Here is a 23,093-nt window from a genome sequence, read left to right as displayed (position 1 = left end):
ACTTCCCACCATTGTGCGCCGAGCGGGGTACTGCCCAACTGCGAAACAGTGATATGGCGGCAGCAATAACAAGCAACCAGGTTCCCACGGTCCACCACAAACCTGTATAGGGCGCGAATCCTGTGACAACCCCACATGAAGCTAAGACGGCAAACACGAGGGAAATAAGAACAAATGCCGCGTGATATCCGATACTAAACGTCAAATAACGCGGGTTGTTGCGCTCACGAATCATCGTCTTGACGTAAATAATCGTGCCCGTGAAGTAGATGCCCAACATGAGGGCCCACCACCACGCGATTCCGTTAATACTCCCCCGGATCGTGTGGTCCGCCACGGGAACCATCAATACGGACGCAACCACCGTCGCAATACCGGAAAGCAGAGAACGTGGGCGTTTTCTGACGACTTCCCACAGAGCAACACCCATGACAATGGCGAACACGGGTGCCCACAGCAACAGGCTCGGACGAAGCGCCACAGTAATGAGCGCTGCCACGAGCGTAATTGCACAGTACGTAGCCGTCGCTACAAAAGCTTTCTGTTTACGCTCGGATGACCGGCCGTTCCGCGGCGGCGGTATCTTAACCCAGAGCCCCCACGCGAAGAAGGCAAAATAGCCGACTACCCAGGCTATTAATAACACCACCGACCGGGCTACCCCCATGATCACTGCACCGGCCGATGATGAGTCATTCAACAAAGTACAAATGCCTAAGCCCATTCCCATGATGATGGGAAGCAGAAGCATTGCCCACGCCCCATGTTGGTTAGGTACCCAGGGACTAACTGCACGTGCCATGCGAATTAGTGTATAACCGTTAGCCGAGCCTTAACAAGATGCTCGAAACTACATGGGAGGGCCCATTAAAGGCGACCCGCTCTGGTTATCCCAGAGCGGTTATCAGGCACATTAGTCGTCGACGGGGACCAGCGAGATCTTCCCGCGGTTATCGATGTCGGCGATCTCAACCTCGAGTTTGTCGCCGACGTTGACGACGTCCTCGACCTTCTCGATGCGCTTCTTGCCACCGAGCTTCGAGATGTGCACGAGCCCATCGCGGTTGGGAAGGATTGACACGAACGCTCCGAACGCCGTGGTCTTCACCACAGTGCCCAAGAAACGCTCCCCCACCTTCGGCAGTTGAGGATTAGCAATCTCGTTAATCCGGTCGACCGCGGCTTCAGCGGAGCCACCGGAGGTTGCGGAAATGAAGACAGTGCCGTCGTCCTCGATGGAGACGCGAGCACCGGTATCTTCCGTGATCTGGTTAATGTTCTTGCCCTTCGGGCCGATCACTTCACCGATCTTCGAGACCGGCACAGAGATCGTCGTGATGCGCGGTGCATAGTCACTCATCGGGTCGGGTTCATCAATGACCTCAGCCATCGTGTTGAGAATTTCGAGCCGAGCCTCGCGAGCCTGCTTCAATGCACCAGCAAGAACGTCCGACGGAATGCCGTCGAGTTTGGTGTCCAGCTGAAGTGCAGTAATGAAGTCTTCCGTGCCCGCGACCTTGAAGTCCATATCGCCGAAGGCATCTTCAGCGCCCAGGATGTCCGTGAGGGTGACATATGTCATCTTCCCCTTGACTTCGCCGGAGACGAGGCCCATTGCGATACCTGCAACCGGAGCCTTCAGCGGAACACCAGCGTTGTACAGGGACAACGTCGACGCGCACACCGAACCCATCGAGGTGGAACCGTTAGAACCCAACGCCTCGGAGACCTGACGGATGGTGTACGGGAAGTCATCGCGCGACGGGATCATTGGCTTCAGAGCGCGTTCTGCCAGCGCACCATGCCCAATCTCACGACGCTTCGGGGAACCAACACGGCCCGTCTCACCGGTGGAGTACGGCGGGAAGTTGTAGTGGTGGATGTAGCGACGGTGATCAACAGGCCCCAAGGAGTCAACCTGCTGTTCCATCTTCAGCGTGTCCAACGTCGTCACCCCAAGGATCTGGGTTTCACCACGCTGGAAGAGTGACGAGCCATGGGCACGAGGAACAAGATCGACCTCAACATCGAGATCTCGGATATCCTCGACGCCGCGACCGTCGATGCGGAAGCCGTCGGCCAAAATACGCGACCGGACGACCTCTTTTGTCACAGCGTTATGAGCGGCACGGATTTCCGCTTCACGCTCCGGGAACTCTTCGAGCAACGCCTCAACCGTGTCATCCATGTCCGACGAGAGAGCTTCATCGCGCTCTTGCTTATCGGCAATGGACATGATGTCACTGATGCGCCCTTTGGCCTCAGAATCGACAGCGGCCAAAACGTCGGCACCATAGGGCGGGAACAGAGGAAATTCCTCGGTCTCCGGATCCACAGCCTGGCGAAGAGCCTGCTGAGCACCACATAGTTCAGCAATAAAGGGCTTTGCTGCTTCAATACCCTCCGCGACGACGGACTCAGTGGGGGCAGGCGCACCATCATTGACACGCTCGACGACGGTTTCCGTCGCTCCCGCTTCCACCATCATGATCGCAACATTGTCGGCCTTCTTCCGTGGACTCGACTTGCGACCGCGACGACGTCCCTTGCGTGGCTTCTCCGGGATCTGTTCGTCGGTCAAACGGCCAGCAACGACCATCTCAAACAACGCGGATTCGTGCTGTTCGCGGGTGGGGAATGCAACCCACTGACCATCCTCATGATCGTCGTCGACGATAAGAGCCATTCTCACGCCACCGACTGGGCCCGACACGGGCAGCCCCGAAAGCTGGGTCGACGCTGATGCCGCGTTAATCGCGACGACGTCGTACATGTCTTTCGGATCTAAGGACATCACGGTGACGATGACCTGAACCTCGTTACGCAATCCCTTCACGAAGGTGGGGCGCAACGGGCGGTCGATCAGGCGGCAGGCCAAAATGGCGTCGGTGCCTGGGCGTCCTTCGCGGCGGAAGAAAGAGCCGGGAATACGGCCAGCGGCGTACATGCGTTCTTCCACATCGACAGTCAACGGGAAGAAGTCGAAGCCCTCGCGGGGTTTGGATGATGCGGTCGTCGTCGACAACATCATGGTGTCGTCGTCGAGATACGCGACGACGGAGCCATTCGCCTGGCGAGCTAGTTGTCCGGTCTCTAATCGAATAGTGCGTGAGCCGAAGTCGCCATTGTCAATCGTGGCTTCGACAGAATGGGTGCCAAACTCTTCGTCATAAAAAACGGAGTGATTATTGGTCATAAAAGGGGGAATCCGTCCTTCTCTATGGGTGCCCCGGGCGATCATCGGTGTCGCCAACGAGAAATCTCTTCTTCATATATCTTCAGGCGACCTCATCTTAGCAGGTGAAACCTGGAAGAGCAGGACGACGGGGTATGAACACGCCGAGCTACCTCTACGGGAGGCTTCATTACCGATACCACAATCATGTCCGAGCACCGCCGACGAGCTCCAGATATGAAAAACTCGGCCCTGCCGCACTGCGCAGAACCGAGTCAGAATGGCCGACGCCGTAATTAACGGCGAAGACCCAAACGAGCAATCAGGTTACGGTAACGATCGACGTTGTTAGCAGCCAAGTACTTCAACAGACGCTTACGACGACCGACCAAGAGCATAAGGCCACGACGTGAGTGGTGATCGTGCTTGTGCTCACGAAGGTGCTCCGTCAGCTGACGAATGCGCTCGGTCAACAAGGCAACCTGAGCCTCGGTTGAACCGGTGTCGGTCTCATGAAGACCGAACTCGGAAAGGATTTCTTTTTTCTTTGCAGCGGACAAAGCCATAGGAAAACTCCTAAAATTGAGGTCGTTATTTCAGTCCGTATGCGCCGTGCCGCAAAGAGGCACAGCTTTCACAACTGCAACGGACCGCAGTTGATACTCGGACGAGGCTACCACATGTTCGGATGGACTCGAAATACCATCCAGCGAGCCGAAACCAGGGGAATACGAAACCGAGGAATACTGAAGCGCCGGACTCTACTCCAGTTTTCCGCGCCTATTTACGAGCCGTCATCGCCCTGACCGCGTCGACGTCACGGTGCATGGCAGCAAGGAGCTCGTCAACACCCGAAAATGTTTCCATTCCCCGGACGTAATCGATGAACTCGACCGTTGCATACAGCCCGTACAGATCCGCGTGCCTATCCAGCACAAAAGATTCAACCGACCGACGATCGTCGTTAAATGTTGGGTTCATGCCCACAGAAATGGCGGTCGGATACCGAACTCCCGGCTCCATATCTCCGTCGACGGTCTCGCCAGGATCAATTGTGAACCAGCCGGCATACACACCATCTGCAGGCAACGCGCGCTCCGGGCTGATATAGAGATTGGCCGTGGGATAGCCCAGTTCGCGGCCTCCCCGCCCGGCGCCGTGCTCGACCTCACCATAGACAGAATATGGGCGACCGAGAGCCCACGCGGCCTCGTCGACATGTCCTTGATCAAGTTGAGAGCGAATGAATGTCGAGGAAATCGTGTGGCCATCCTCGCTCAACAGCGGCACAATGTCCACATCGCAGCCATACCGAGGCCCCTCGGTTTCCAGTGTCTGAGACGTCCCTGCCGCTTTGTGACCAAAGGTGAAGTTCTCACCAACCACGATGGCCTTGGCATGGAGTTGATGGACAAGGACCTGCTCGATGTACTCAGTGGGGCTCAAGGCAGCCAAGCTCCGCGTGAAATCAACGGTCAGGAAATAATCCACGCCCAGCTCTTCTGCCATCGCTTGACGGTCCTTCAGACTCCCCAAGAGCCGTGGAGTACGTTCCGGTGCAAACACCTTGACCGGGTGGGGTTCGAATGTCATCAACACACAGGGAACATCTAGTTCACGAGCACGACGGACAGCAGTACCGATAAGCCGACGATGCCCACGATGAACACCATCGAACACACCAATAGTGACGACGGACGCGTCGAGGGACTGCGGTATGTTATCCAACCCGTGCCAAATATCCACGTGAATAGCGTACGTCACAGGGACGAAGTTCTGCGATACGGCCCCGATATAAACGAGAGTGCCGACGCTCCTCTCCCCGGCTCACGGTCCCCCGCCCCCACAGTCCTCTCAGCCTCATGATCCTTCGCGCTCCATGAGGAAGACGTCAACTACGCTAAACCCCGTGAATGCCTCAGAGAACCCCGGCCAGTCCTCTACACCACGTCCACGTACACAGCGTCCGCGCGGCGAAAAATCACACACCGCAAGTTCGTCGACGCATTCATCGGTGCTGGACCGCTCCGGCATTGTCATCGTCGATAAGCCCGCAGGGTTGACGAGCCATAATGTCGTCTCGGCGATGCGCCGCCTGATGCGGACGCGCAAGGTTGGGCACGCTGGAACGCTCGATCCGGCGGCCACCGGCGTCTTGATCCTCGGAATTGAGCGCGGCACAAAATTTATGACGCACTTAGTGGCAAACACGAAGTCGTACGACGCCACCATCCGCGTCGGTTTCGCCACCACAACCGACGATGCGGAGGGAGAACCGATCCCCTACCCCTATGACTCTGAGGAGAATTCCAGCCAAGCAACAGCGCGTCCTCTCATTAGCCCGGCCACTCGCGAGCGCCTGTCAGCATTGCTTTCTGAACCCGAGCGGATAGACCGGGCCCGCGAGCGACTCACCGGCGATATCATGCAAAGGCCGAGCAGTGTGAGTGCCATCAAGGTGGACGGCCGTCGTGCCTATGACCGTGTGCGATCTGGGGAGGAAGTCTCTCTTCCCCCTCGGCCCGTCACCGTTTCGACCTTTGATATTCGCAACGTGAGAATGGCGACTATCGACAGCGGCGATAACACCAATGGCGATGAGGATGTCACCGTGATCGACCTCGACGTTACTGTCGATTGTTCTTCGGGCACGTATATTCGCGCGCTCGCGAGGGACTTGGGCGAAATGCTGGGAGTTGGGGGACATCTGACGGCACTTCGCCGCACACGCGTCGGCTCTTTTAGTCTCGACGACGCCAAGACACTCGACCAATTGCGCGACGAGCAGTCCCTAGCCGAGCAACGGATCCTCGACGAACAGGTGACCGGCGAAACTCCACGGGCATCGCTCAGCTATTCCCTCGACCAGGCCATTACCCGGTCCTTCCCCATTCGACATTTAAGTGACGACGAGGCCACCGCGGTCTCGATGGGGAAACGTATTCCTGCGTCGGATCTGAAGGATGTCTACGCGGGGGTGTCAGCCGATGGACACGCTATAGCTCTAATGAAGAACGAGGGGAAGATAGCGAAAACGGTGTTCGTCGCCCGCCCAGCAACCTTGTCAAAAACGCACCTTGTCATGAACGTCACCGCGGGCCGCGATCGAGCTATGTGGCCTACGTGATCGACGTAATCCACGTACTTGTCACGACGTACCCTGAGTCGACCATCCATCGCCCCGGTATCGTCCGTGGCATCGCTCCATAACCCACGTCATGATGGACGAACGCGGTCAATGTTCCGTCGTGGTGGAGTTCAATGTCTGCCTGGGCAAAATCAAGGAAAACCAGGGCCAGCGGGAACCACGATTTATACAGCGCTTCTTTCGCCGAGAAGACCACTGTTTCCAAGATATTTTCTGACGACGAAAACTCCGGATCTCTCCCGTGGCGCTGCACATGCTGTCGTCCATGTTGTTGCACGACAGCGATATGTTGCAGGTCGCGAGGGGTAAGAACAGCATCGGGCACACCGTCAGGTAGCGGCTTGGCTACTTCCGCATCCACACCGACGGACTTCAATGTATCGGTTCGCGCGACGACCGCTGCGCGGAACCCAGTTGTGTGGGTCAACGATCCGACGACCCCGCGGGGAAACAGAGGCATTCCGCGCTCGCCCTTCCCGATGACAGTGTCAGCGTGGTCATGCCCGGTGAGATCCGTTACAGCGTTTCTTGCGCACGCGCGTGCATCAGCGAATTGCGCCCGCCGTAGCGGCACAGCGTCGCTGACATAAGCGCGTTCTTGGGGATGCAAAGCGTCCCAATTCCTGCGGCTGACGGACGGCCACTGCGCGTTGCGTGACGGCTGCGTCGGCTCAGGGACACGCAATTCAGACCAAGCACAGCCTTCGGGAAAGAACCCCGTCGGGATCACTGCGCGCCCACTCGGGCCCAGTTTCCGCGGAGGAATCGGAGCGTGGTCGTCGCCAAGCGGAACAAGAAGAAGGTGATAAGGCCCCACCAAACACCAACCAGTCCCCAACCTTGGCTCAGGGAAATCCAGGTGAGCGGCAGGAAGCCCACCAAGGCCGACACCAGGGTGGCGTTACGGAGGAAGATCGCGTCGCCGGCGCCGAGCAAAATCCCGTCGAGGGCGAAAACAAAACCGCCCAGGAGGACCAGAACCACGAGCTGCCACCACGGCCCCGACATCGCGTCGAGCACACTCTCCGAATGAGTGAACTGGCGGGGAATCCAGTAGTATCCCGCGGACATGCCACCGGCGAGAACCACGGCAAAGAGCGACGACCACTTAATGATGGACCGCCCCACGGCCTTCGCATTAGTCGACTGCCCCGCGCCGAGAGCAGCCCCGACAAACGCCTGCGCGGCAATAGCCAACGAATCGAGAACCATGGTTAGGAAGTTCCACAGCTGCAACAACACCTGGTGGGCTGCCAGAGATGCTGCGCCGAAACGACCAGCAACAGCGGCCGCCGAAATAAAGGACAGCTGAAAACTCAGGGAGCGTGCGATCAGGTCACGACCCATCACCAATTGGTCTTTCATAATCGACCATCGCGGCTTCCACGAATTCTCGTACTTGCTGTTCTCCCGTATTAGGCAGACGAGGAAACACAATGACGTAATAGTCTCACCGGTGACATTGGCCAGGGCGGAACCGACAATCCCCAACCGCATTACCAATATCGGCACCAGGATAAGCGCTGGGCCGACCCCCGCCAAGGTGAAATACAGGGGGTACCTGGCATTTTGGACCGCCCTCAGCCAACCGTTCCCCGCCATTGTCATGAGCGTCAGGGGCACCGCTGGCGACGCCACGCGCAGCCACCTCGTCGCCTCTTTCCCTACCCCGGGATCATCGGCTAACCAGTTCGTCAACACCGGGGCGAGAATCCAAATCACCGCCGCCAGGGCAATTCCTACGAGCACAGCGATCCATGTTGACTGCACGCCTTCTTGAATCGATTTATCGCGTCGGCCTGCACCATAAAAACGCCCCGCACGAGCAGTCGTCCCGTAGGACAAAAAGGTCAGCTGCGTGGTGACTTGGGCAAGAATGGTCGTTGCTGCAGCAAGAGCAGCCAAATCCGTCTTGCCCAGCCGCCCCACCACGGCCGTATCAAACAAGAGATAAATAGGGGTGGCCGCCAAAACACCCAGAGATGGAAGAGCGATCGATAAGATCTTCCAGACACCAACCCCGTCGCCATTCCTGCCGGTATCGACAGAATGATCGACGTTATCACTACTCATCGACCGTTTTTCTCCTCTTGGTTCACACGCTGTCGAAAAGCATCCATAAAACCGTCCCGAGTGCCTTGCCAGGTTAAACCAGCGGCCTGCGCATGGCCCCCGCCCCCTAGCTCTTCCGCTACCCGGGCAACATTAACCGCACCACGGGACCGCAACGACACCACAATCTCACCCGGCCGATATTCCTTCAGAACCATCGCAACCTCGGCCTCCGATGCCGTCCGAACCACGTCGATAACTGACTCGACATCGCATTCAACAGCCTCTTGTGCTTGGCTATCGGTGACAACACCCCACACCAACCCACGGCCATTCACTGCCGACGGCTCATATACCAGGTCGGACAACACGGCACCCAACATCCGCAGATACGGAACGGAATGGTCATCAATTAACGACGACGAAATGCTCCGTGTATCAATTCCCGTCGATGCCAGCCGGTGGGCCGTCGCGAATTGACTGGGGCCACCCCAGCGGAAGCACTCCGTATCGGTCACAAGACCGGCGTAGAGTGCCGTCGCCATGGTCCGGTCGATCGTTTCCGAATACATGTCACACAAGGACGTGAGCATGCTCGTCGTGGAATCGGCATCCGGGTGAACCCAGTTAATGCTGCCAAAATTGGTCGCGGTCTCATGGTGATCAATCACCAAGGAGCGCCCTTTCTCTGTGGCGCCCTCGACCATATCGACGGCGACTCCACACCGATCAAGGGAAGCCGTGTCAACGCACACCACCGCGATGGGATCACGAGGGATGTCCTCGAGCGGGACGTACACATCCTCTGTATTCAGAACAGAGAAAGCAGATGACGGCACTCCACCGTCGGCGTCCACGGCCACAGCGGTGCCACCCCACTGACGGATGAGATGGACAAGAGCGCAGGCCGACCCCACGGTATCCGCGTCGGGGCGCACGTGACTGATCACAACGCAGGGATGCAGAGCGCGTTCGTCGTCGGCAAGAGCATGAGACTCCCAGGCCATGGCCTGGAGGAACACCCATGCGTCCCGATCTGTCACCGGCAGCCCGCGTGGGATGAATGTTGAATCGTTACCATCCATCCGCTTCGCTCTCAGGACGTCCCTCGTGTGGCGAGGTTTTGTACGGATTAGCGTCCCCGGCTGGGGTTGCTCCTTCGGCTTGACGCGCAACTTCCTGGTCCCGCTGCCGAGCCTGAGCCAAAAGCTCCTCGAGACGAGCACTTGTTTCAGGGACAGTGTCCAGAGTGAATGTCAAGGTCGGAGTAAACCGAACGCCCAGCTGGTCCCCCACGGCTTTCCGCAGTTGACCGCGTGCCCGGTGAAGTGCTTCGGCCGCTTGTTCACGGTCGGGTTCCTCGTCGAGAGTGCGCCCACGGACCGTGTAAAAAACGGTAGCGTCGTGCAAGTCGCCGGTGAGCTGGGTATCGGTGATGGTAACGAGCTCTAAACGGCGGTCCTTCACACTATGTTCGATGGTGTTCGCCACGATAGTTTGGATGCGCTTAGCCATGCGCGCAGCGCGAGCGCGATCAGCCATTAGAAAAACTCCCTCCATTATCTACGTGGAGGGAGTTTACCTGACGATCACCCCGATCACCCGATCAGGAGATCGCCCTGGCCAACGAAGGGCTTATGGTTACTTGCTCTTCGAGGCCTTCTTGTTCTGCTTGTCCCGAGGGACCTCGACCAATTCGTAGGCCTCAATCTTGTCTCCGACGGAGATGTCGGGGTAGGACAAGACCATACCGCACTCGTAGCCGTGCTGGACTTCTTGGACATCGTCCTTACCGCGGCGCAGCGATGTGACGGTTGCTTTATCGGCAACAACATTGCCATCGCGAACCAACCGGACTGTCGCATTTCGCTTAACGACGCCTGTCTCAACCATGCAGCCGGCAATAAGACCAACTGCCGAGGCCTTGAACAGCTGACGGATCTCGGCGGTACCCAGGTCGCGCTCTTCGTAGATCGGCTTGAGCATGCCGCGAAGAGCAGCCTCGATCTCCTCGATCGCCTTGTAGATGACCGAGTAGTACCGGACATCGACGCCCTCAGCGTGGGCGGCCTCAGTGGCCTTGCCTTCGGCACGGACGTTGAACCCGATGATGATCGCATCCGAGGCAGCCGCCAAGTGGACATTTGTCTCGGTGACGGCACCGACGCCGCGGTCGATGATGTTGAGCTCAACTTCGTCTCCGACGTCGAGCTTAAGCAGAGCATCTTCCAGGGCCTCGACGGTACCGGCGTTGTCACCCTTAAGGATGAGGTTGAGGCTGCTGGTCTCCTTAAGAACCTTATCCAGATCCTCGAGGGAGACACGCTTGCGGGAACGAGCTGCCAGGGCGTTACGACGACGTGCATCACGACGGTCCGCGATCTGGCGGGCCGTGCGATCGTCCTCAACGACGAGGAGGTTGTCGCCAGCGCCGGGGACACTGGTAAGTCCCTGGACCTGCACAGGCACCGACGGACCAGCATCGGTGATGTCATTGCCACGTTCGTCGGTCATACGACGGACGCGACCATGCGCGTCACCCACGACGATCGAGTCACCGACGTGCAACGTACCGCGCTGGACGATGACGGTGGCAACCGGTCCCCGTCCACGGTCGAGGTGGGTTTCGATGGCAACACCCTGAGCATCCATGTCCGGGTTGGCCACCAGCTCGAGCGATGCATCCGCAGTCAACAGAACTGCTTCAAGCAACTTGTCGATGTTCTGGCCCTGCTTCGCAGAGATATCCACGAACATGGTGTCCCCACCCCATTCTTCTGGGGTGAGACCGTATTCGGTCATCTGGCCACGGATCTTCTCCGGGTCCGCGCCTTCTTTATCAATCTTGTTGACAGCGACGACGATCGGAACGTCGGCAGCTTTCGCGTGATTGATCGCCTCTACGGTCTGGGGCATAACACCGTCGTCGGCCGCGACCACCAGGATGGCGATGTCGGTGGACTGAGCACCACGGGCACGCATGGCGGTGAACGCCTCGTGACCCGGGGTATCCAGGAAGGTCACCAAGCGGTGCTCGCCATCCAAGTCAACCTTCACCTGGTAGGCACCGATGTGCTGGGTGATGCCGCCGGCCTCGCCCGATGCCACATTGGATTTACGGATCGTGTCCAAGAGGCGAGTCTTACCGTGGTCAACGTGACCCATGACGGTAACCACCGGAGGACGCTTAGTCAGATCCTCTGCGCCACCTTCGTTCTCACCGAACTGGAGGTCGAAGGATTCGAGGAGCTCACGGTCTTCATCTTCAGGTGAGACAACCTGGACCTTGTAGTCCATTTCGTCGCCGAGGAGCATCAGAGTCTCGTCAGAGACCGATGCCGTAGCGGTCACCATTTCACCTAAGTTGAACAGGGCCTGGACCAATGCGGCTGGATCAGCATCGATCTTGTCGGCGAAGTCAGCCAGGGAGGCACCACGCGCGAGGCGAATTGCCTTGCCATGACCGTTGGGCAGCTTGACGCCGCCGACGACGGTCGGGGCCTGCATTGCCTCGTACTCGTGCCTCTTCTGCCGCTTCGACTTACGGCCTCGACGCGGAGCGCCACCGGGACGTCCGAATGCACCTGCGGTTCCACCGCGACGGCCTCCGCGGCCACCGCGTGGACCGCCACCGTGTCCGCCACCAGGTCCGTGTCCGCCACGGCCCCGGCCGCCACCGAAGTGGTTCGAGGACTTGGATGGCATCTGACCCGGGCTCGGGTGGGATGGCATCATCGCGGGTGTTGGAGCGTGCCCACTGCCCTGCTTCGAGGAACGCTCATTGCGGTTACCACCGCGACCACGACCGCTCGGCTTGGTGTGTGCACCGGGGCGTGGTGAGTGCTGTCCGCCACCGCGCTGGCCGGGCTTACCCGACGTTCCACCGGGACGTGGCATATCTCCACCACGCGGGCGCGGGGCGGGTCGTGTTCCCGAGGAGAACGGGTTATTCGCTACACGAGGAGCTCGTTTACCACCGGGTTTTGCACCTGGCTTCGGAGCACCTTGCCCCGGCTTCGGGGTCGAACGCTGGGAACGCGCAGCTTGATCGCTCGGTTTCGGACCGGGCTTCGGAGACTTCTTCCCTGCCGCCGTCGGTTCTTCAAACCGTGGCTGACCGGGCTTCGGCGATGATTTCCCAGCCGATGGCTTGGGCGATGCCGCTGACTTGGAGGCAGACGGCTTTCCAGCACCCTGAGCGGACGACTTGCTACCGCTCTGTGCGGGGCGGGGAGCATTCGGGCTTCCCGAGGCACGGGCAGCTGTACCCGGAGTCGGACCAGATGGGCGCCGCTGCTGTCCCGGCGTCGACTGACCAGCTGCCGAGGAAGCCTTTCCACTAGCTTTGTCAGCAGATGCGGAGGCTGCAGCGGAATCCGACTGCGCACGACCAGTTGACGTACCCGACTGGGCCGCCTTAGAGGTTTCTCCGCCTTTGGCGTTCTTTCGATTGGCCATCGACGCAGGCGACGGCGATGCGGAAGGATTCCTACGATGGGCCGCTGCAGCAGCAGCTGCGGCAGCTGCGGCCGCCGGATTCGACTTCGATGACGGCGACCCGGAGGACTTGTCAGCCACCCCGTAGTATTCCTTCATCTTTTTAACGACGGGAGGCTGGACCGTCGACGACGCGGTCTTGACAAATTCTCCCTGCTCTTCGAGCGCAGCGAGCAGCTTTTTACTTGTTAATTTAAGACTGCTGTCTAGCTGGTTGAGCTGTTTAACGAGCTCGTGGACACGAAGCTTTGGCACTACTCTCCTCACTTGTGGAGTCGAGGGCCTTCATGCCGCGTCGACTCCGGGGTTAACTGTTGACATTCATCGCTGATGCTTCATCGTGTGCTCATCAGTGTTCAGGTCTTCCTTCGTTCAATGGTTCCTACTGAGTGTGCAGAGTTCGGGTTAGTTGTACTGTCCGCCATCCCGATCCGTCTCAATCCTTGTGCGGAAAAGAGAAAGCCACGGGTAAAACTAGCTTCGATTAGGTGGCAGTAACGCTCCCTGACTCCAATGACTCGATGTATTCACCGATCTGGCGGGTATCAGCCTTACCTGATACCCGGAGGGCGCGCTCGAAAGCACGCCGCTGACGAGCCCGTTCAAAGTTTTCGGCTGTGGGAATAATCCATGCCCCTCGACCTGGTAAGGACCGGGAGGGATCTGGAATAATCACAGTCTCTTTCTTCGACGAACCGTCCTGTGATGCACCGTCTTGCCTTAGGACGACACGCAACATGCGAGTGTCAGAGCACCGCGTCCGAGTAGCAATGCAAGTGCGTATGCGGACGGGGGTTGAACCCTGGCGATGCACTCTCTGCCACTCTCCTATCGCAGTAACTCTGTGTATGACTCTCTGTTGTGACTACTACGCTCTGAAGGCCATCAGAGCGTGCGTCATCGTCCCTCGTCATGGAAGGGCATACAACAGTGTAACGTCACAGACTGATTTACGCGAACTTACCAGCGTTTATTCAGTATCCGAGTGTATGTCGATACGCCATCCGGTTAGACGTGCAGCAAGGCGGGCGTTTTGCCCTTCCTTACCGATGGCCAGAGAAAGCTGATAATCCGGAACAGTCACCCGTGCGACTTGTTCCTCCGGATCAACAACCTCAACTTTAAGAACCTTCGACGGAGCCAAAGAATTCCCGACGAAGGTAGCGGGGTCCTCGTCGAAGTCGATGATGTCGATCTTTTCGCCACCGAGTTCGTCCATGATCGCTCGGACGCGCTGTCCGCGAGGGCCGATGCAGGATCCCTTAGCGTTCACGCCATCGATGGTCGATCGCACGGCAACCTTAGAGCGGTGGCCAGCTTCACGAGCAATGGAAACAACCTCGACGGAACCGTCGGCAACTTCAGGAACCTCGAGCTCGAACAGGCGATGCACGAATTCCGGGTGCGTCCTGGAGATCATGATCTGAACGCCGCGTGGCCCACGGTTGACGTTGACCACGTAGAACTTCAGGCGCTTGCCGTGAGGGTATTTCTCGCCTGGGATCTGCTCGGCGGGGAGCAGCGTTCCGTCATTCCCGTGCGCTTCCGTGCCAAGACGGGCAATAACGATCCCCTTTGCCCGCGCGAAAGAATCTGCCTCAACGATGCCTGTGACAACCTTCGAGGTCAGCGACGCATATTCCTCGTAGGTCTGGTCTGCTTCTGCTTCCTGCAGACGAGCCACCATTGCCTCGCGGACAGTACCAGCGAAGGAACGGCCGAAGTCCGACGGGGTTTCGTCGACTTCCGCGATGACGTTACCTTCGTCGTCTCGCTCGGTGACGATAACGGCCACATGCCCATCGTCGGGATCGACATCGACGCGCGCTTCTGAATCACCCCCCGAAGACTTCTCCCACGCTTCCAGCAGAGCCTTTGCGATGGTGGCTGTCATGTCTTCCACGGACACCCCGCGCTCACGTTCAATCGCGCGCAGCGTGCTCAAGTCGATGTTCACTTGTAGCCCTTCGATTTTGTACCTGCAACCTCAACTTCCCATAGGCTACTCACTGGTCGTTTGGTCGCAAAATGTGCCCCGTGGCGCAATCATGTGCAGCTATTCTTGGGCACTATCCCAACTGGTCAAAGGGCGTGTTAACGAGGTTCATTTCAGCCTCGGGCGGAGTCGAAAACTCCACTTCTAGCTTCGCTTCACGGATCTGGTCCAGTGGGTAGGTCTTCACCGACGGTTCTTTCTTCCCGGGGAGAACTACAGCCAGCTCGGTCTCGTCAGCGTTCAAGGCGCCGATTCGGGCGACGAAGCGAGCGTTGTCGGCGTTGGCCGTGGCGCCTGCATCGTCGGCCTGGTTGAGAACAAACGTGGCTACGTGCCCACGTTGACGTCGGAAATGACGAGCGGCGACCAAGGGTTCATCGAAACCTGGGGTCGAGACCTCAAGACGATAACCAGCGCCGAAGTTCAACTCCCCATCACTTTCCGCGGCGTCGAAGTTGCGGGAAATCTCGTCCGAGAGTTCCTCGATTACGTCCAGATCAGGGCGCTGGTCACCGTCGATGCGGATAATGACGGCAGACTTCGCGCCCGCTTTTTTAATATCGACCTTTTCAACATCAAATCCACGCGGACCCACGATGTGTTGCACGCGCTGTGTAATCTCTTCTGCCGTCGGGAAAGCCATAAAACCAGGATAACGAGTACCAGCCAAGCCCACTAACCGCCTGTGAGAGACTAGAACAGTGATGAGGAACGTGAAAAGCTCGAAGATGACGAGGAATAGCAGTGCTGAGCAGCTGAAACAGAATAGCTCACGTGAAACCCCCGGTGCTGCGTTTTCTCGGCGGGCTTTCTTCGGACGCTCCGCGCGGGCCATAGGTGCTGCCGTCGCCGTTACGGTGCTCTCCGGAAGTGGCCTGTTAGCCGGGTGCGAATCTACGCACACCAAGCCTGACCAGAAATTATCTGACCTCTACGCACAGGCCAACGCGGTGGCGGGCTCACTTGACGCGTCAGACCACCACGATGTCGCGGTCTTTGTTCATGCCCACGCGGATGCTCTCCGGCAAGAAATCCGACGCATATGCGGCACGGATAAAGACGGGAATTCTCCGTCAACGTGCTCGGATTCCACATTGGATTCTGAGAGTAACGGCGGTAATCCACAACCTGCTGGCGGCAACAGTGACGAAGAGTTATCCCAAAAGCTGAAGGACCTACGGTCGTCGGTTGTCTCGGTGGCATCTCAAGCGGACACGAAACGCAATAACGGTTTGCTTGTTTCTATTGCGTCATCACTATCGGTGATCGCCGCGCAAACGTCGTTGGGTGACTCGGACTCGGCTAACACGGGGACGGCGCAGGACAACAATGCTGCTTCACAATCCAGCTCCACTGCAACGTCGGGTTCATCGAGCGGTAACCGTCGTCCTAATAAAGCTGATGTCACCGCAATGACCACGCTGCTGACGACGGAGTATCAAATCATCTATGGCTTCGGGTTGGCCCTGCCCTTCGCGGACTCTGCACTGAAGAAGAGCATCGAGTCTGCAGCGAATAAGCACCGCGCGACGCGGGATCGCATCATTTCATGGCTCGAGGACCAGGCTAAGGTCGCGCAGAAGAACATCCCTCTCGCGGATGCCGCATACTCGTTTGCCGCCCCGCCGACAGACTCGGACACTGCCCACCAATTCCTGATTAACCTGGAGCTCTTTGCGTGTTCCCGCACGTACGATCAAGCGCGGGCGTTGAACACGGGTAGCGCGATGGATATAGCTTCGTCGCTAATCACGCATTCAGCGGTGGACGCCGCATACTTTATCGACAAAGCCGGAGGAAATGCGATGAATGACGATCGCCTCCACCTGCCAGGCATGGGGACGTCGGCAAGTATCTAGCGTTCACGCCTGGTCAGCTCCTCCGGCGTTAGCTTTTCACAAGGTCAGCGATATGCTCTGCTGCACCGTCGACGGGGACAGTCTCCACCGAATCGGCCAACCGATCGCGCACCTCGACTTTTCCTTCCTTGAAGGCACGACCTAACACCACAACGTAGGGCATACCCAGCAGTTCCGAATCCTTGAACTTCACACCCGGGCTGACCTTCGGCCGATCGTCGAAAAGAATGTCGAGCCCACGGTTGGATAGTTCTTCCGCGAGAGTAGACGCCGCTTCCGCTGCCTCCGCATCCTTATTCGCAACCACGAGATGGACCGGGAACGGCGCAACGCTGACCGGCCATTTCAGGCCCTTGTCGTCGTGGTACTGCTCAGCAACGACGGCGACCAATCGCGAAACTCCGACCCCGTAGGATCCCATCGTGGGCCGCGAGCGCTTACCGTTCTCATCCAGCACATCGAGTTCGAAGGCGTTGGTGTACTTCCGGCCAAGCTGGAAGATGTGGCCGATCTCAATACCCTGCTTGAGGAGCAACGTGCCCGTTCCATCCGGTGCAGGATCTCCCTGTTTCACCTCGGCGGCCTCGATAGTGCCATCCGGGGTGAAGTCGCGGCCCACCGTGACATCAACGCTGTGGTGGCCGTCCACTCCGGCTCCGGTAATCCACCGCGTACCCGCTACCACGCGTGGATCAACAAGGACTTTCACATCGTGCTCTGCCATTCCCACCGGTCCGACGTAGCCCTTGGGCAGGAAGTCATGCTCGTCGAAATCTTCCTGCTCAGCCAGGACAACTTCCTTCGGCTCCAGCGACGCCTCGAGGCGTTTCATGTCCACCTCACGGTCACCGGGGATCGCAATGATGGCGTACGAGAAGTCGTCTTCCCCCGGTTCCCGCGTCTTCACTACCACGCATTTCAGGGTGTCTTGAGCAGTGATTTCACGACCGAACCGCTGGGACACAGTCTCATTCGAATTGGCCCAGTCCACCAGCGTGGCAATCGTCGTACAGTTAGGCGATTCCAGTGTGATCGCTGGCTCAATCGAATCGATCGCGTTTTCGTCGACAGTCGGCGCAGGAGTAACGACAGCCTCAACATTGGCCGCATAATCGGAGTTTGTCGACGTCACAAACGTGTCCTCGCCGACGGGCGAGACAGCGAGGAATTCCTCGGACGCGGACCCGCCCATCGCACCAGACGTCGCAGCACAGATAGCGTAATCGAGGCCTAAGCGGTTAAACATGCGCTGATAGGCGGCCCGGTGCTTCTGGTACGACTCCTCTAGCCCCTCGTCTTTCATATCAAAGGAGTAGGAATCACACATGACGAATTCCCGCCCGCGCAAAATTCCTGCGCGAGGCCGTTCTTCATCTCTGTACTTGGTTTGAATTTGATACAGGGTGACGGGGAAATCTTTATACGAGGAGTACTCGCCTTTCACCGTCTCGGTAAAAATTTCCTCATGAGTAGGGCCTAAGAGATAATCGCCTTTTTTACGGTCTTTTAACCGGAAAAGAGCGTCGCCGTACTCTGTCCATCGGCCTGTCACTTCATAGGCATCGCGAGGAAGTAAGGCAGGTAATTCAATTTCTTGAGCACCTATACCGTCCATCTCTTCCCGCACAATCCGCTCAATGTTTCGCAGAACCTTGAGCCCGAGCGGCAGCCACGAATACACACCGGGTGCGATGCGTCGGATAAAACCGGCCCGAACAAGGAGCTTGTGGCTAGGAACTTCTGCATCTGCAGGGTCTTCACGCAAGGTTCGCACAAAGAGAGAGGACATACGGGTAATCATGGCTCGATACATTACCCCACAGTTTCAGTGAGGTCGCGCTCCGGTGGATGGCAATCGCTGTGGTGGCGATGCGCGTTCACATATCAAGGCGGTGTTATCAACAAACTCACCGTCAAAGCCATCATCAGAGCCCCCGTCGAACCTGGCTCACCATGGCCGTAACCACACCTACATAGGGGTAAATTCCAACACGTAATAAAAACTATCCTTTCTTTTTTAATGTCATTTTGCAGCTGGATACACCCTCTTAATCGATCAACTACAACGATTAACAAACCAGCTCACCTGACTAAATACACGCATTTTCGACATTAAAGTGTCCGCTGTGCCTGCACACCCGTGCCGAACATCAGTAGATAACGGAAGGAGACTCTATGTCTGAACGAAAGCCCATTCGCGTGGCGATTGCGGGGGTCGGAAACTGCGCCTCATCACTCGTTCAAGGGGTGGAGTATTACAAAGACGCCGATCCGGAAGAAACAGTCCCCGGACTCATGCACGTGAAATTCGGCGACTATCACGTCGGCGATATTGAATTTGTCGCCGCATTTGACGTCGATGCAAAGAAAGTTGGCACTGATCTTTCCGACGCCATTAATGCGTCAGAAAACTGCACGATCAAGATTTGCGACGTTCCCTCGAGTGGAGTCACTGTTCAACGTGGCCCTACTTTTGACGGTTTAGGTCAGTACTACAAAGAGACAATTGATGAGTCGACCGAAAAACCTGTTGATGTCACTCAGGTGCTCCGCGATACCCAGGCGGACGTCCTCGTCTCGTATCTGCCCGTGGGATCCGAGCAGGCCGACAAGCATTATGCGCAGTGTGCGATTGACGCTGGCGTTGCGTTTGTTAATGCACTCCCCGTGTTCATTGCGTCCGACCCAGAATGGGCCAAGAAATTCGAAGACGCCGGCGTGCCGATTGTGGGCGACGATATTAAGTCACAAGTCGGCGCAACAATTAGCCACCGCGTGATGGCGAAGCTCTTTGAGGATCGTGGAGTTCGGCTTGACCGCACCATGCAGTTAAACGTCGGCGGAAATATGGACTTCAAAAATATGCTGGAGCGCCGACGGCTTGAATCAAAAAAGATTTCTAAAACTCGAGCGGTGACGTCGAATCTTGAGCACGATATGGGTGAAGGCAATGTCCATATCGGGCCGTCCGATTATGTTAGTTGGCTTGACGACCGAAAATGGGCCTATGTGCGGTTGGAGGGAACGACTTTCGGCGATGTCCCGCTCAATCTTGAATACAAATTAGAAGTTTGGGACTCCCCTAACTCGGCCGGAATAATTATCGACGCTCTCCGCGCGGCAAAAATTGCGAAAGATCGAGGAGTATCTGGCCCTGTGTATTCGGCCGCGTCCTACCTCATGAAGTCGCCGCCGAAACAGCTGCGCGATGAGGTTGCTCGGCAGCAACTCGAAGAATTTATCAGTGGCGAATAATTCCTGCCGACGCCCCTCAGCGTGGTACCAGAATGATCGCCCGATAGGCTTTCCCCATGCTGATAATCCTTCCGCCATCGGAGTCACAATCTCACCCGGCCGATACTGCGGATCGTGGCTCCTCCCCCGGTGATGGCCCTACTTTGGATTGGGACACGTTGCACTTTCCTTCTCTCAATCCGACGCGCCAGGAGATCGCTCATGAGCTCATCAACCTGTGTTGCGTCGAGACTGACGAGGGCCGGGCGCACGCTCGGGAAGTATTGGGGTTGTCTGAGCGCCTTGATGCCGAGCGTGCATCAAACGCTCAGCTTTTAACCAGTCCAGCTGCCCCCGCTTTAACGATCTACACGGGTGTCCTCTACGACGCACTCGCTCCGTCGGGACGGCAGGACCCCATCACGAAAGCCGGTCATGTCTGCCCTGCTGTGGGGCCTTTGTCCGCCGCAGCTACGCGTCGTCTAACTGTAGGTTCGGCATTATTCGGGGTTATTTCTGCTGACGACGTCATTCCTCATCACCGGCTATCCGGCACCGTGACCTTGAACGACTCCACAATGCGGGCGCGGTGGAAGCCGGCCTTAACTCAGGCTCTGGTTGAATGGCGCGACAGCACGGACGCGCAATCCAACGCGATATTCGATTTTCGCTCAGGAACGTACCGGAATTTGGGCCCCGTGCCCGGCGCGACAGAACTTCGCGTCGAAACGATTGACTCGTCCGGAAAACGGAAAGTGGTCTCTCACTTCAACAAGTTTTATAAAGGCCTGGTCGCTCGACACTTGGCCGAAGCTTCTGAGTGTAAGCAGGAAGACGCTGCCGAGCTTTTATCCAGCGTGATCGACAAGGAGTTGGGTTTCGCGACGGAAATCCAGGCGGGAGCGGTGAAAGGGACGAAAGGTGACCTCGTCACCATGCTCATTCCGCAGTAGAGCTCACGCGGCGTGAGAGCCGAGTTCGCGTGAGGGGCTTATTCCGCGTGGGGACGCGGTACCGCGACGTCACCGATAACAATCACCGCCGGCGGATTAACGTTTTCCAGCACCTGCCCTAACGAGGACAAGGTCGTCGCAATCGATTTTTCGTTGGACGTCGTTCCTTCTTGAGTGACAAAAGCTGGGGTTTCAGGATCGCGCCCTGCATCCATCAGCGCTTGTGCGATGGCGCCACCATTTTTCACGCCCATGATGATGCAAATTGTGCCCCTCATGTGGCCTAATGCGTCCCAGTTCACGAGTGACTTGGGGTGCCCGGGTGGCACGTGGCCCGACACCACGGTGAAATCATGAGTCACACCGCGTTGAGTCACAGACACACCGGCGGTTTCGGGCACAGCAATGGGGCTTGTTATCCCCGGGACAACCGTGACTGAGACATGGTGATCTTCGCAGTACTCTTGCTCTTCGAGCCCACGGCCGAAAATGAATGGGTCCCCGCCCTTCAGTCGGACGACAAACTCACCGGCTTCCGCATGCTCAACGAGCATCGAGTTGATTTTTTCCTGGGCTACCGACTTGCGGTATGGCAGCTTTGCCACATCAATAACATCACAATCAGCGGGAATAATTGACGACAGATCAGGCGCTAAGTGGTCGATCAAAATGACGTCCGCAGCCCCCACATATTGATATCCACGGTACGAGATCAAGCCTGGATCGCCTGGGCCACCACCGACTAAGGCAACTGTTCCACGAAGCTGTCCTCGGATATCGCTGATAGTCTCCGACGGCAGCGGTCGGAGGGTCACTGGTGGCAAATCGGTCATAGCCTTCAGCTTAGTCTCGGTCTCGTTGGGGGCTGACGCTGGTGGATGGGTTGGCTGTGTACGCAGGTTGTCGCCACTATCGACGAGGTGACGGCTCACGCGTAATGGTGCGACGGCTCACGCGTACCGCGGCAGCTCACTCAGAGTGCGACGGCTGATAGTGAAACTCGCGGCACGCGTCGACAAAATTGACGATAGCGCTGGGCATGGCGGCAGGATGGGTATGCAAATACGACGCGTGAATGTTGTTGCGCACCCACCCCTCGTAGACATCATGGCCGTCCCATCCCGTCCATGTCCACGCAGACTGATGTTCTGACGGATCACTCGAACCGCCCGTAGCAGCGTCGTCAATAACGAGGGATGTGTGGTGGAATTCGTGACCAATGAGCTGGTCACCCTGATGCCATAACGCTGAGGACTGTGTTGCGGTCGCCTCGCGGTAGCCGAGAGTCACCCGCTTATTCATGTGCGCGGATGCCGGGAATACCCCACACATGGGATAGCCCTCCAGGCTCTCAAGGAGCCACAAGAGCCCAGCGCACTCGGCGTGAATAGGGCGATGGCAATCCGCTGATTCACGGATGAGCCCAGCCAAGCGTCGCCTCGAGGACAGCTCCTTCACGTGCTCTTCCGGGAACCCTCCCGGGATGATAATTCCGTCGGACCGCCGGATAGCATCGCACGCGGTGTCTTCATCCCCCAGTGGATCCACATCGATGACATCAGCACCCGCTGCGTCGAGCAGTTCCCGATGCTCCGCGTATGAGAAGCTAAATGCTGGCCCACCAACCATGGCAATCAATGGTCGCTCTGATCGACGAGGACTGGTACCAGTGTGGCACTGCTTGATCTCCTCAGCAGGATTCCACACCAGGCCTGGCACGGGCGGTGTGGCTAGGTCGCGCACAGCGTCCAGATCGACGGAGTCTTCCACCATGTCCGCCATATGGCTGACGGCTTCCTGCGCTTCGGCACTCCACTCGGATGTCGTGATGAGCCCCAAATGCCGGCTGGGCACCTCGACGTCGACGGCGCGCGGAACTGCACCAATGACCGGAACGCCCTGCTCTTCGACGGCTTTCGTTGCGACAGCCGTGTGTCTGGTGGAGCCCACTCGGTTCAAGATCACGCCAGCGATGGTCACGTCCGGGTCCAGGGTCATAAAACCTTTCACGACGGCTCCGACCGACTGGCTCATTCCGCGGACATCAATGACGAGAACCACGGGGAGGCCGACGAGGCGGGCGACTTCAGCCGTGGAGCCGCTGGCCACTGAACCGCTGGCACTGTGGGCGGCAACACCTTTCTCGTTACCGACATGCGAGGACAAGGCCGGAATGCGA

The 23,093-nt window shown here is 57.9% G+C and carries 18 protein-coding genes and 1 pseudogene; 4 read left to right on the top strand and 15 right to left on the bottom strand.

What is annotated here, in order from left to right:
* The 4 genes from Q3981_RS00725 to Q3981_RS00710 form a co-directional block, all read right to left on the bottom strand.
* Positions 1-802: YwiC-like family protein (locus Q3981_RS00725; RefSeq protein WP_303122873.1), on the bottom strand; the 802-nt coding region annotated here is incomplete at its 3' end.
* A gap of 111 nt (positions 803-913) precedes the next feature.
* Positions 914-3,196, bottom strand: coding sequence for a polyribonucleotide nucleotidyltransferase (locus Q3981_RS00720; protein ID WP_303122871.1), 2,283 nt, complete (start codon positions 3,194-3,196; stop codon positions 914-916).
* A 275-nt stretch (positions 3,197-3,471) separates the two neighbouring features.
* Complete coding sequence (rpsO, locus tag Q3981_RS00715) at positions 3,472-3,741, bottom strand: 30S ribosomal protein S15 (RefSeq protein ID WP_012731767.1); 270 nt, start codon at positions 3,739-3,741, stop codon at positions 3,472-3,474.
* Positions 3,742-3,955: 214 nt separating this feature from the next.
* Complete coding sequence (locus Q3981_RS00710) at positions 3,956-4,921, bottom strand: bifunctional riboflavin kinase/FAD synthetase (RefSeq protein ID WP_303122868.1); 966 nt, start codon at positions 4,919-4,921, stop codon at positions 3,956-3,958.
* Positions 4,922-5,189: 268 nt separating this feature from the next.
* Between Q3981_RS00710 and Q3981_RS00705 the strand changes: the two are divergent.
* Positions 5,190-6,239, top strand: a pseudogene (locus Q3981_RS00705) (tRNA pseudouridine(55) synthase TruB); the annotation flags it as partial.
* 55 nt (positions 6,240-6,294) lie between these two features.
* Here Q3981_RS00705 and Q3981_RS00700 read toward each other — a convergent pair.
* The 8 genes from Q3981_RS00700 to rimP all read right to left on the bottom strand — a co-directional run bounded on the left by Q3981_RS00700 (position 6,295) and on the right by rimP (position 15,511).
* Positions 6,295-7,008: a 4'-phosphopantetheinyl transferase gene (locus Q3981_RS00700; RefSeq protein ID WP_303122866.1), complete on the bottom strand. Its 714-nt coding sequence runs from the start codon at positions 7,006-7,008 to the stop codon at positions 6,295-6,297.
* Between the two features lie 41 nt (positions 7,009-7,049).
* Positions 7,050-8,396 (bottom strand): MATE family efflux transporter, encoded by a 1,347-nt coding sequence (locus tag Q3981_RS00695; protein WP_303122864.1) that lies wholly within the window; start codon positions 8,394-8,396, stop codon positions 7,050-7,052.
* On the bottom strand, positions 8,393-9,460 hold the full coding sequence (locus Q3981_RS00690) for a bifunctional oligoribonuclease/PAP phosphatase NrnA (protein ID WP_303122862.1): 1,068 nt from the start codon (positions 9,458-9,460) through the stop codon (positions 8,393-8,395). The genes Q3981_RS00695 and Q3981_RS00690 overlap by 4 nt, the downstream gene beginning before the upstream one ends.
* Entirely contained in the window at positions 9,450-9,917 is a 468-nt protein-coding gene (rbfA, locus tag Q3981_RS00685; RefSeq protein ID WP_012731773.1) for a 30S ribosome-binding factor RbfA, read from the bottom strand. Before rbfA ends, Q3981_RS00690 begins: the two co-directional genes overlap by 11 nt.
* A 99-nt stretch (positions 9,918-10,016) precedes the next feature.
* Complete coding sequence (gene infB, locus Q3981_RS00680; protein ID WP_303122861.1) at positions 10,017-13,127, bottom strand: translation initiation factor IF-2; 3,111 nt, start codon at positions 13,125-13,127, stop codon at positions 10,017-10,019.
* A 229-nt stretch (positions 13,128-13,356) separates the two neighbouring features.
* Complete coding sequence (locus Q3981_RS00675) at positions 13,357-13,686, bottom strand: YlxR family protein (protein ID WP_303122860.1); 330 nt, start codon at positions 13,684-13,686, stop codon at positions 13,357-13,359.
* Between the two features lie 156 nt (positions 13,687-13,842).
* Positions 13,843-14,829, bottom strand: coding sequence for a transcription termination factor NusA (gene nusA / locus Q3981_RS00670; protein WP_012731776.1), 987 nt, complete (start codon positions 14,827-14,829; stop codon positions 13,843-13,845).
* A 112-nt stretch (positions 14,830-14,941) separates the two neighbouring features.
* Positions 14,942-15,511 (bottom strand): ribosome maturation factor RimP, encoded by a 570-nt coding sequence (gene rimP / locus Q3981_RS00665; protein WP_303122859.1) that lies wholly within the window; start codon positions 15,509-15,511, stop codon positions 14,942-14,944.
* Between the two features lie 70 nt (positions 15,512-15,581).
* Here rimP and Q3981_RS00660 point away from each other — a divergent pair, with 70 nt between their 5' ends.
* Positions 15,582-16,727, top strand: coding sequence for a DUF4439 domain-containing protein (locus Q3981_RS00660; RefSeq protein WP_303122858.1), 1,146 nt, complete (start codon positions 15,582-15,584; stop codon positions 16,725-16,727).
* 28 nt (positions 16,728-16,755) lie between these two features.
* On the opposite strand, the gene Q3981_RS00655 is transcribed toward Q3981_RS00660, so the two are convergent.
* Positions 16,756-18,528 (bottom strand): proline--tRNA ligase, encoded by a 1,773-nt coding sequence (locus Q3981_RS00655; RefSeq protein ID WP_303122857.1) that lies wholly within the window; start codon positions 18,526-18,528, stop codon positions 16,756-16,758.
* 374 nt (positions 18,529-18,902) lie between these two features.
* On the opposite strand from Q3981_RS00655, the gene Q3981_RS00650 reads away from it, so the two are divergent.
* Both Q3981_RS00650 and Q3981_RS00645 read left to right on the top strand, forming a co-directional pair.
* Positions 18,903-19,982, top strand: coding sequence for an inositol-3-phosphate synthase (locus Q3981_RS00650; protein ID WP_303122856.1), 1,080 nt, complete (start codon positions 18,903-18,905; stop codon positions 19,980-19,982).
* Positions 19,983-20,038: 56 nt separating this feature from the next.
* Positions 20,039-20,914, top strand: coding sequence for a YaaA family protein (locus Q3981_RS00645; RefSeq protein ID WP_303122855.1), 876 nt, complete (start codon positions 20,039-20,041; stop codon positions 20,912-20,914).
* 38 nt (positions 20,915-20,952) lie between these two features.
* Here the strand turns inward: Q3981_RS00645 and cobA are convergent, their stop codons facing one another.
* Both cobA and Q3981_RS00635 read right to left on the bottom strand, forming a co-directional pair.
* Positions 20,953-21,747 carry a uroporphyrinogen-III C-methyltransferase gene (gene cobA, locus Q3981_RS00640; protein WP_303122854.1) on the bottom strand — a complete coding sequence of 265 codons (795 nt, stop codon included), beginning with the start codon at positions 21,745-21,747 and terminating at the stop codon, positions 20,953-20,955.
* Positions 21,748-21,883: 136 nt separating this feature from the next.
* A partial coding sequence (locus Q3981_RS00635) for a cobyrinate a,c-diamide synthase (protein ID WP_303122853.1) occupies positions 21,884-23,093 on the bottom strand: 1,210 nt, incomplete at its 5' end.

The organism is Corynebacterium sp. (assembly GCF_030530965.1).
Classification (GTDB): Bacteria; Actinomycetota; Actinomycetes; order Mycobacteriales; family Mycobacteriaceae; genus Corynebacterium.
Note: the sequence above shows the minus strand (reverse complement) of the source record. Positions and strands in the feature narration are given on the sequence as shown.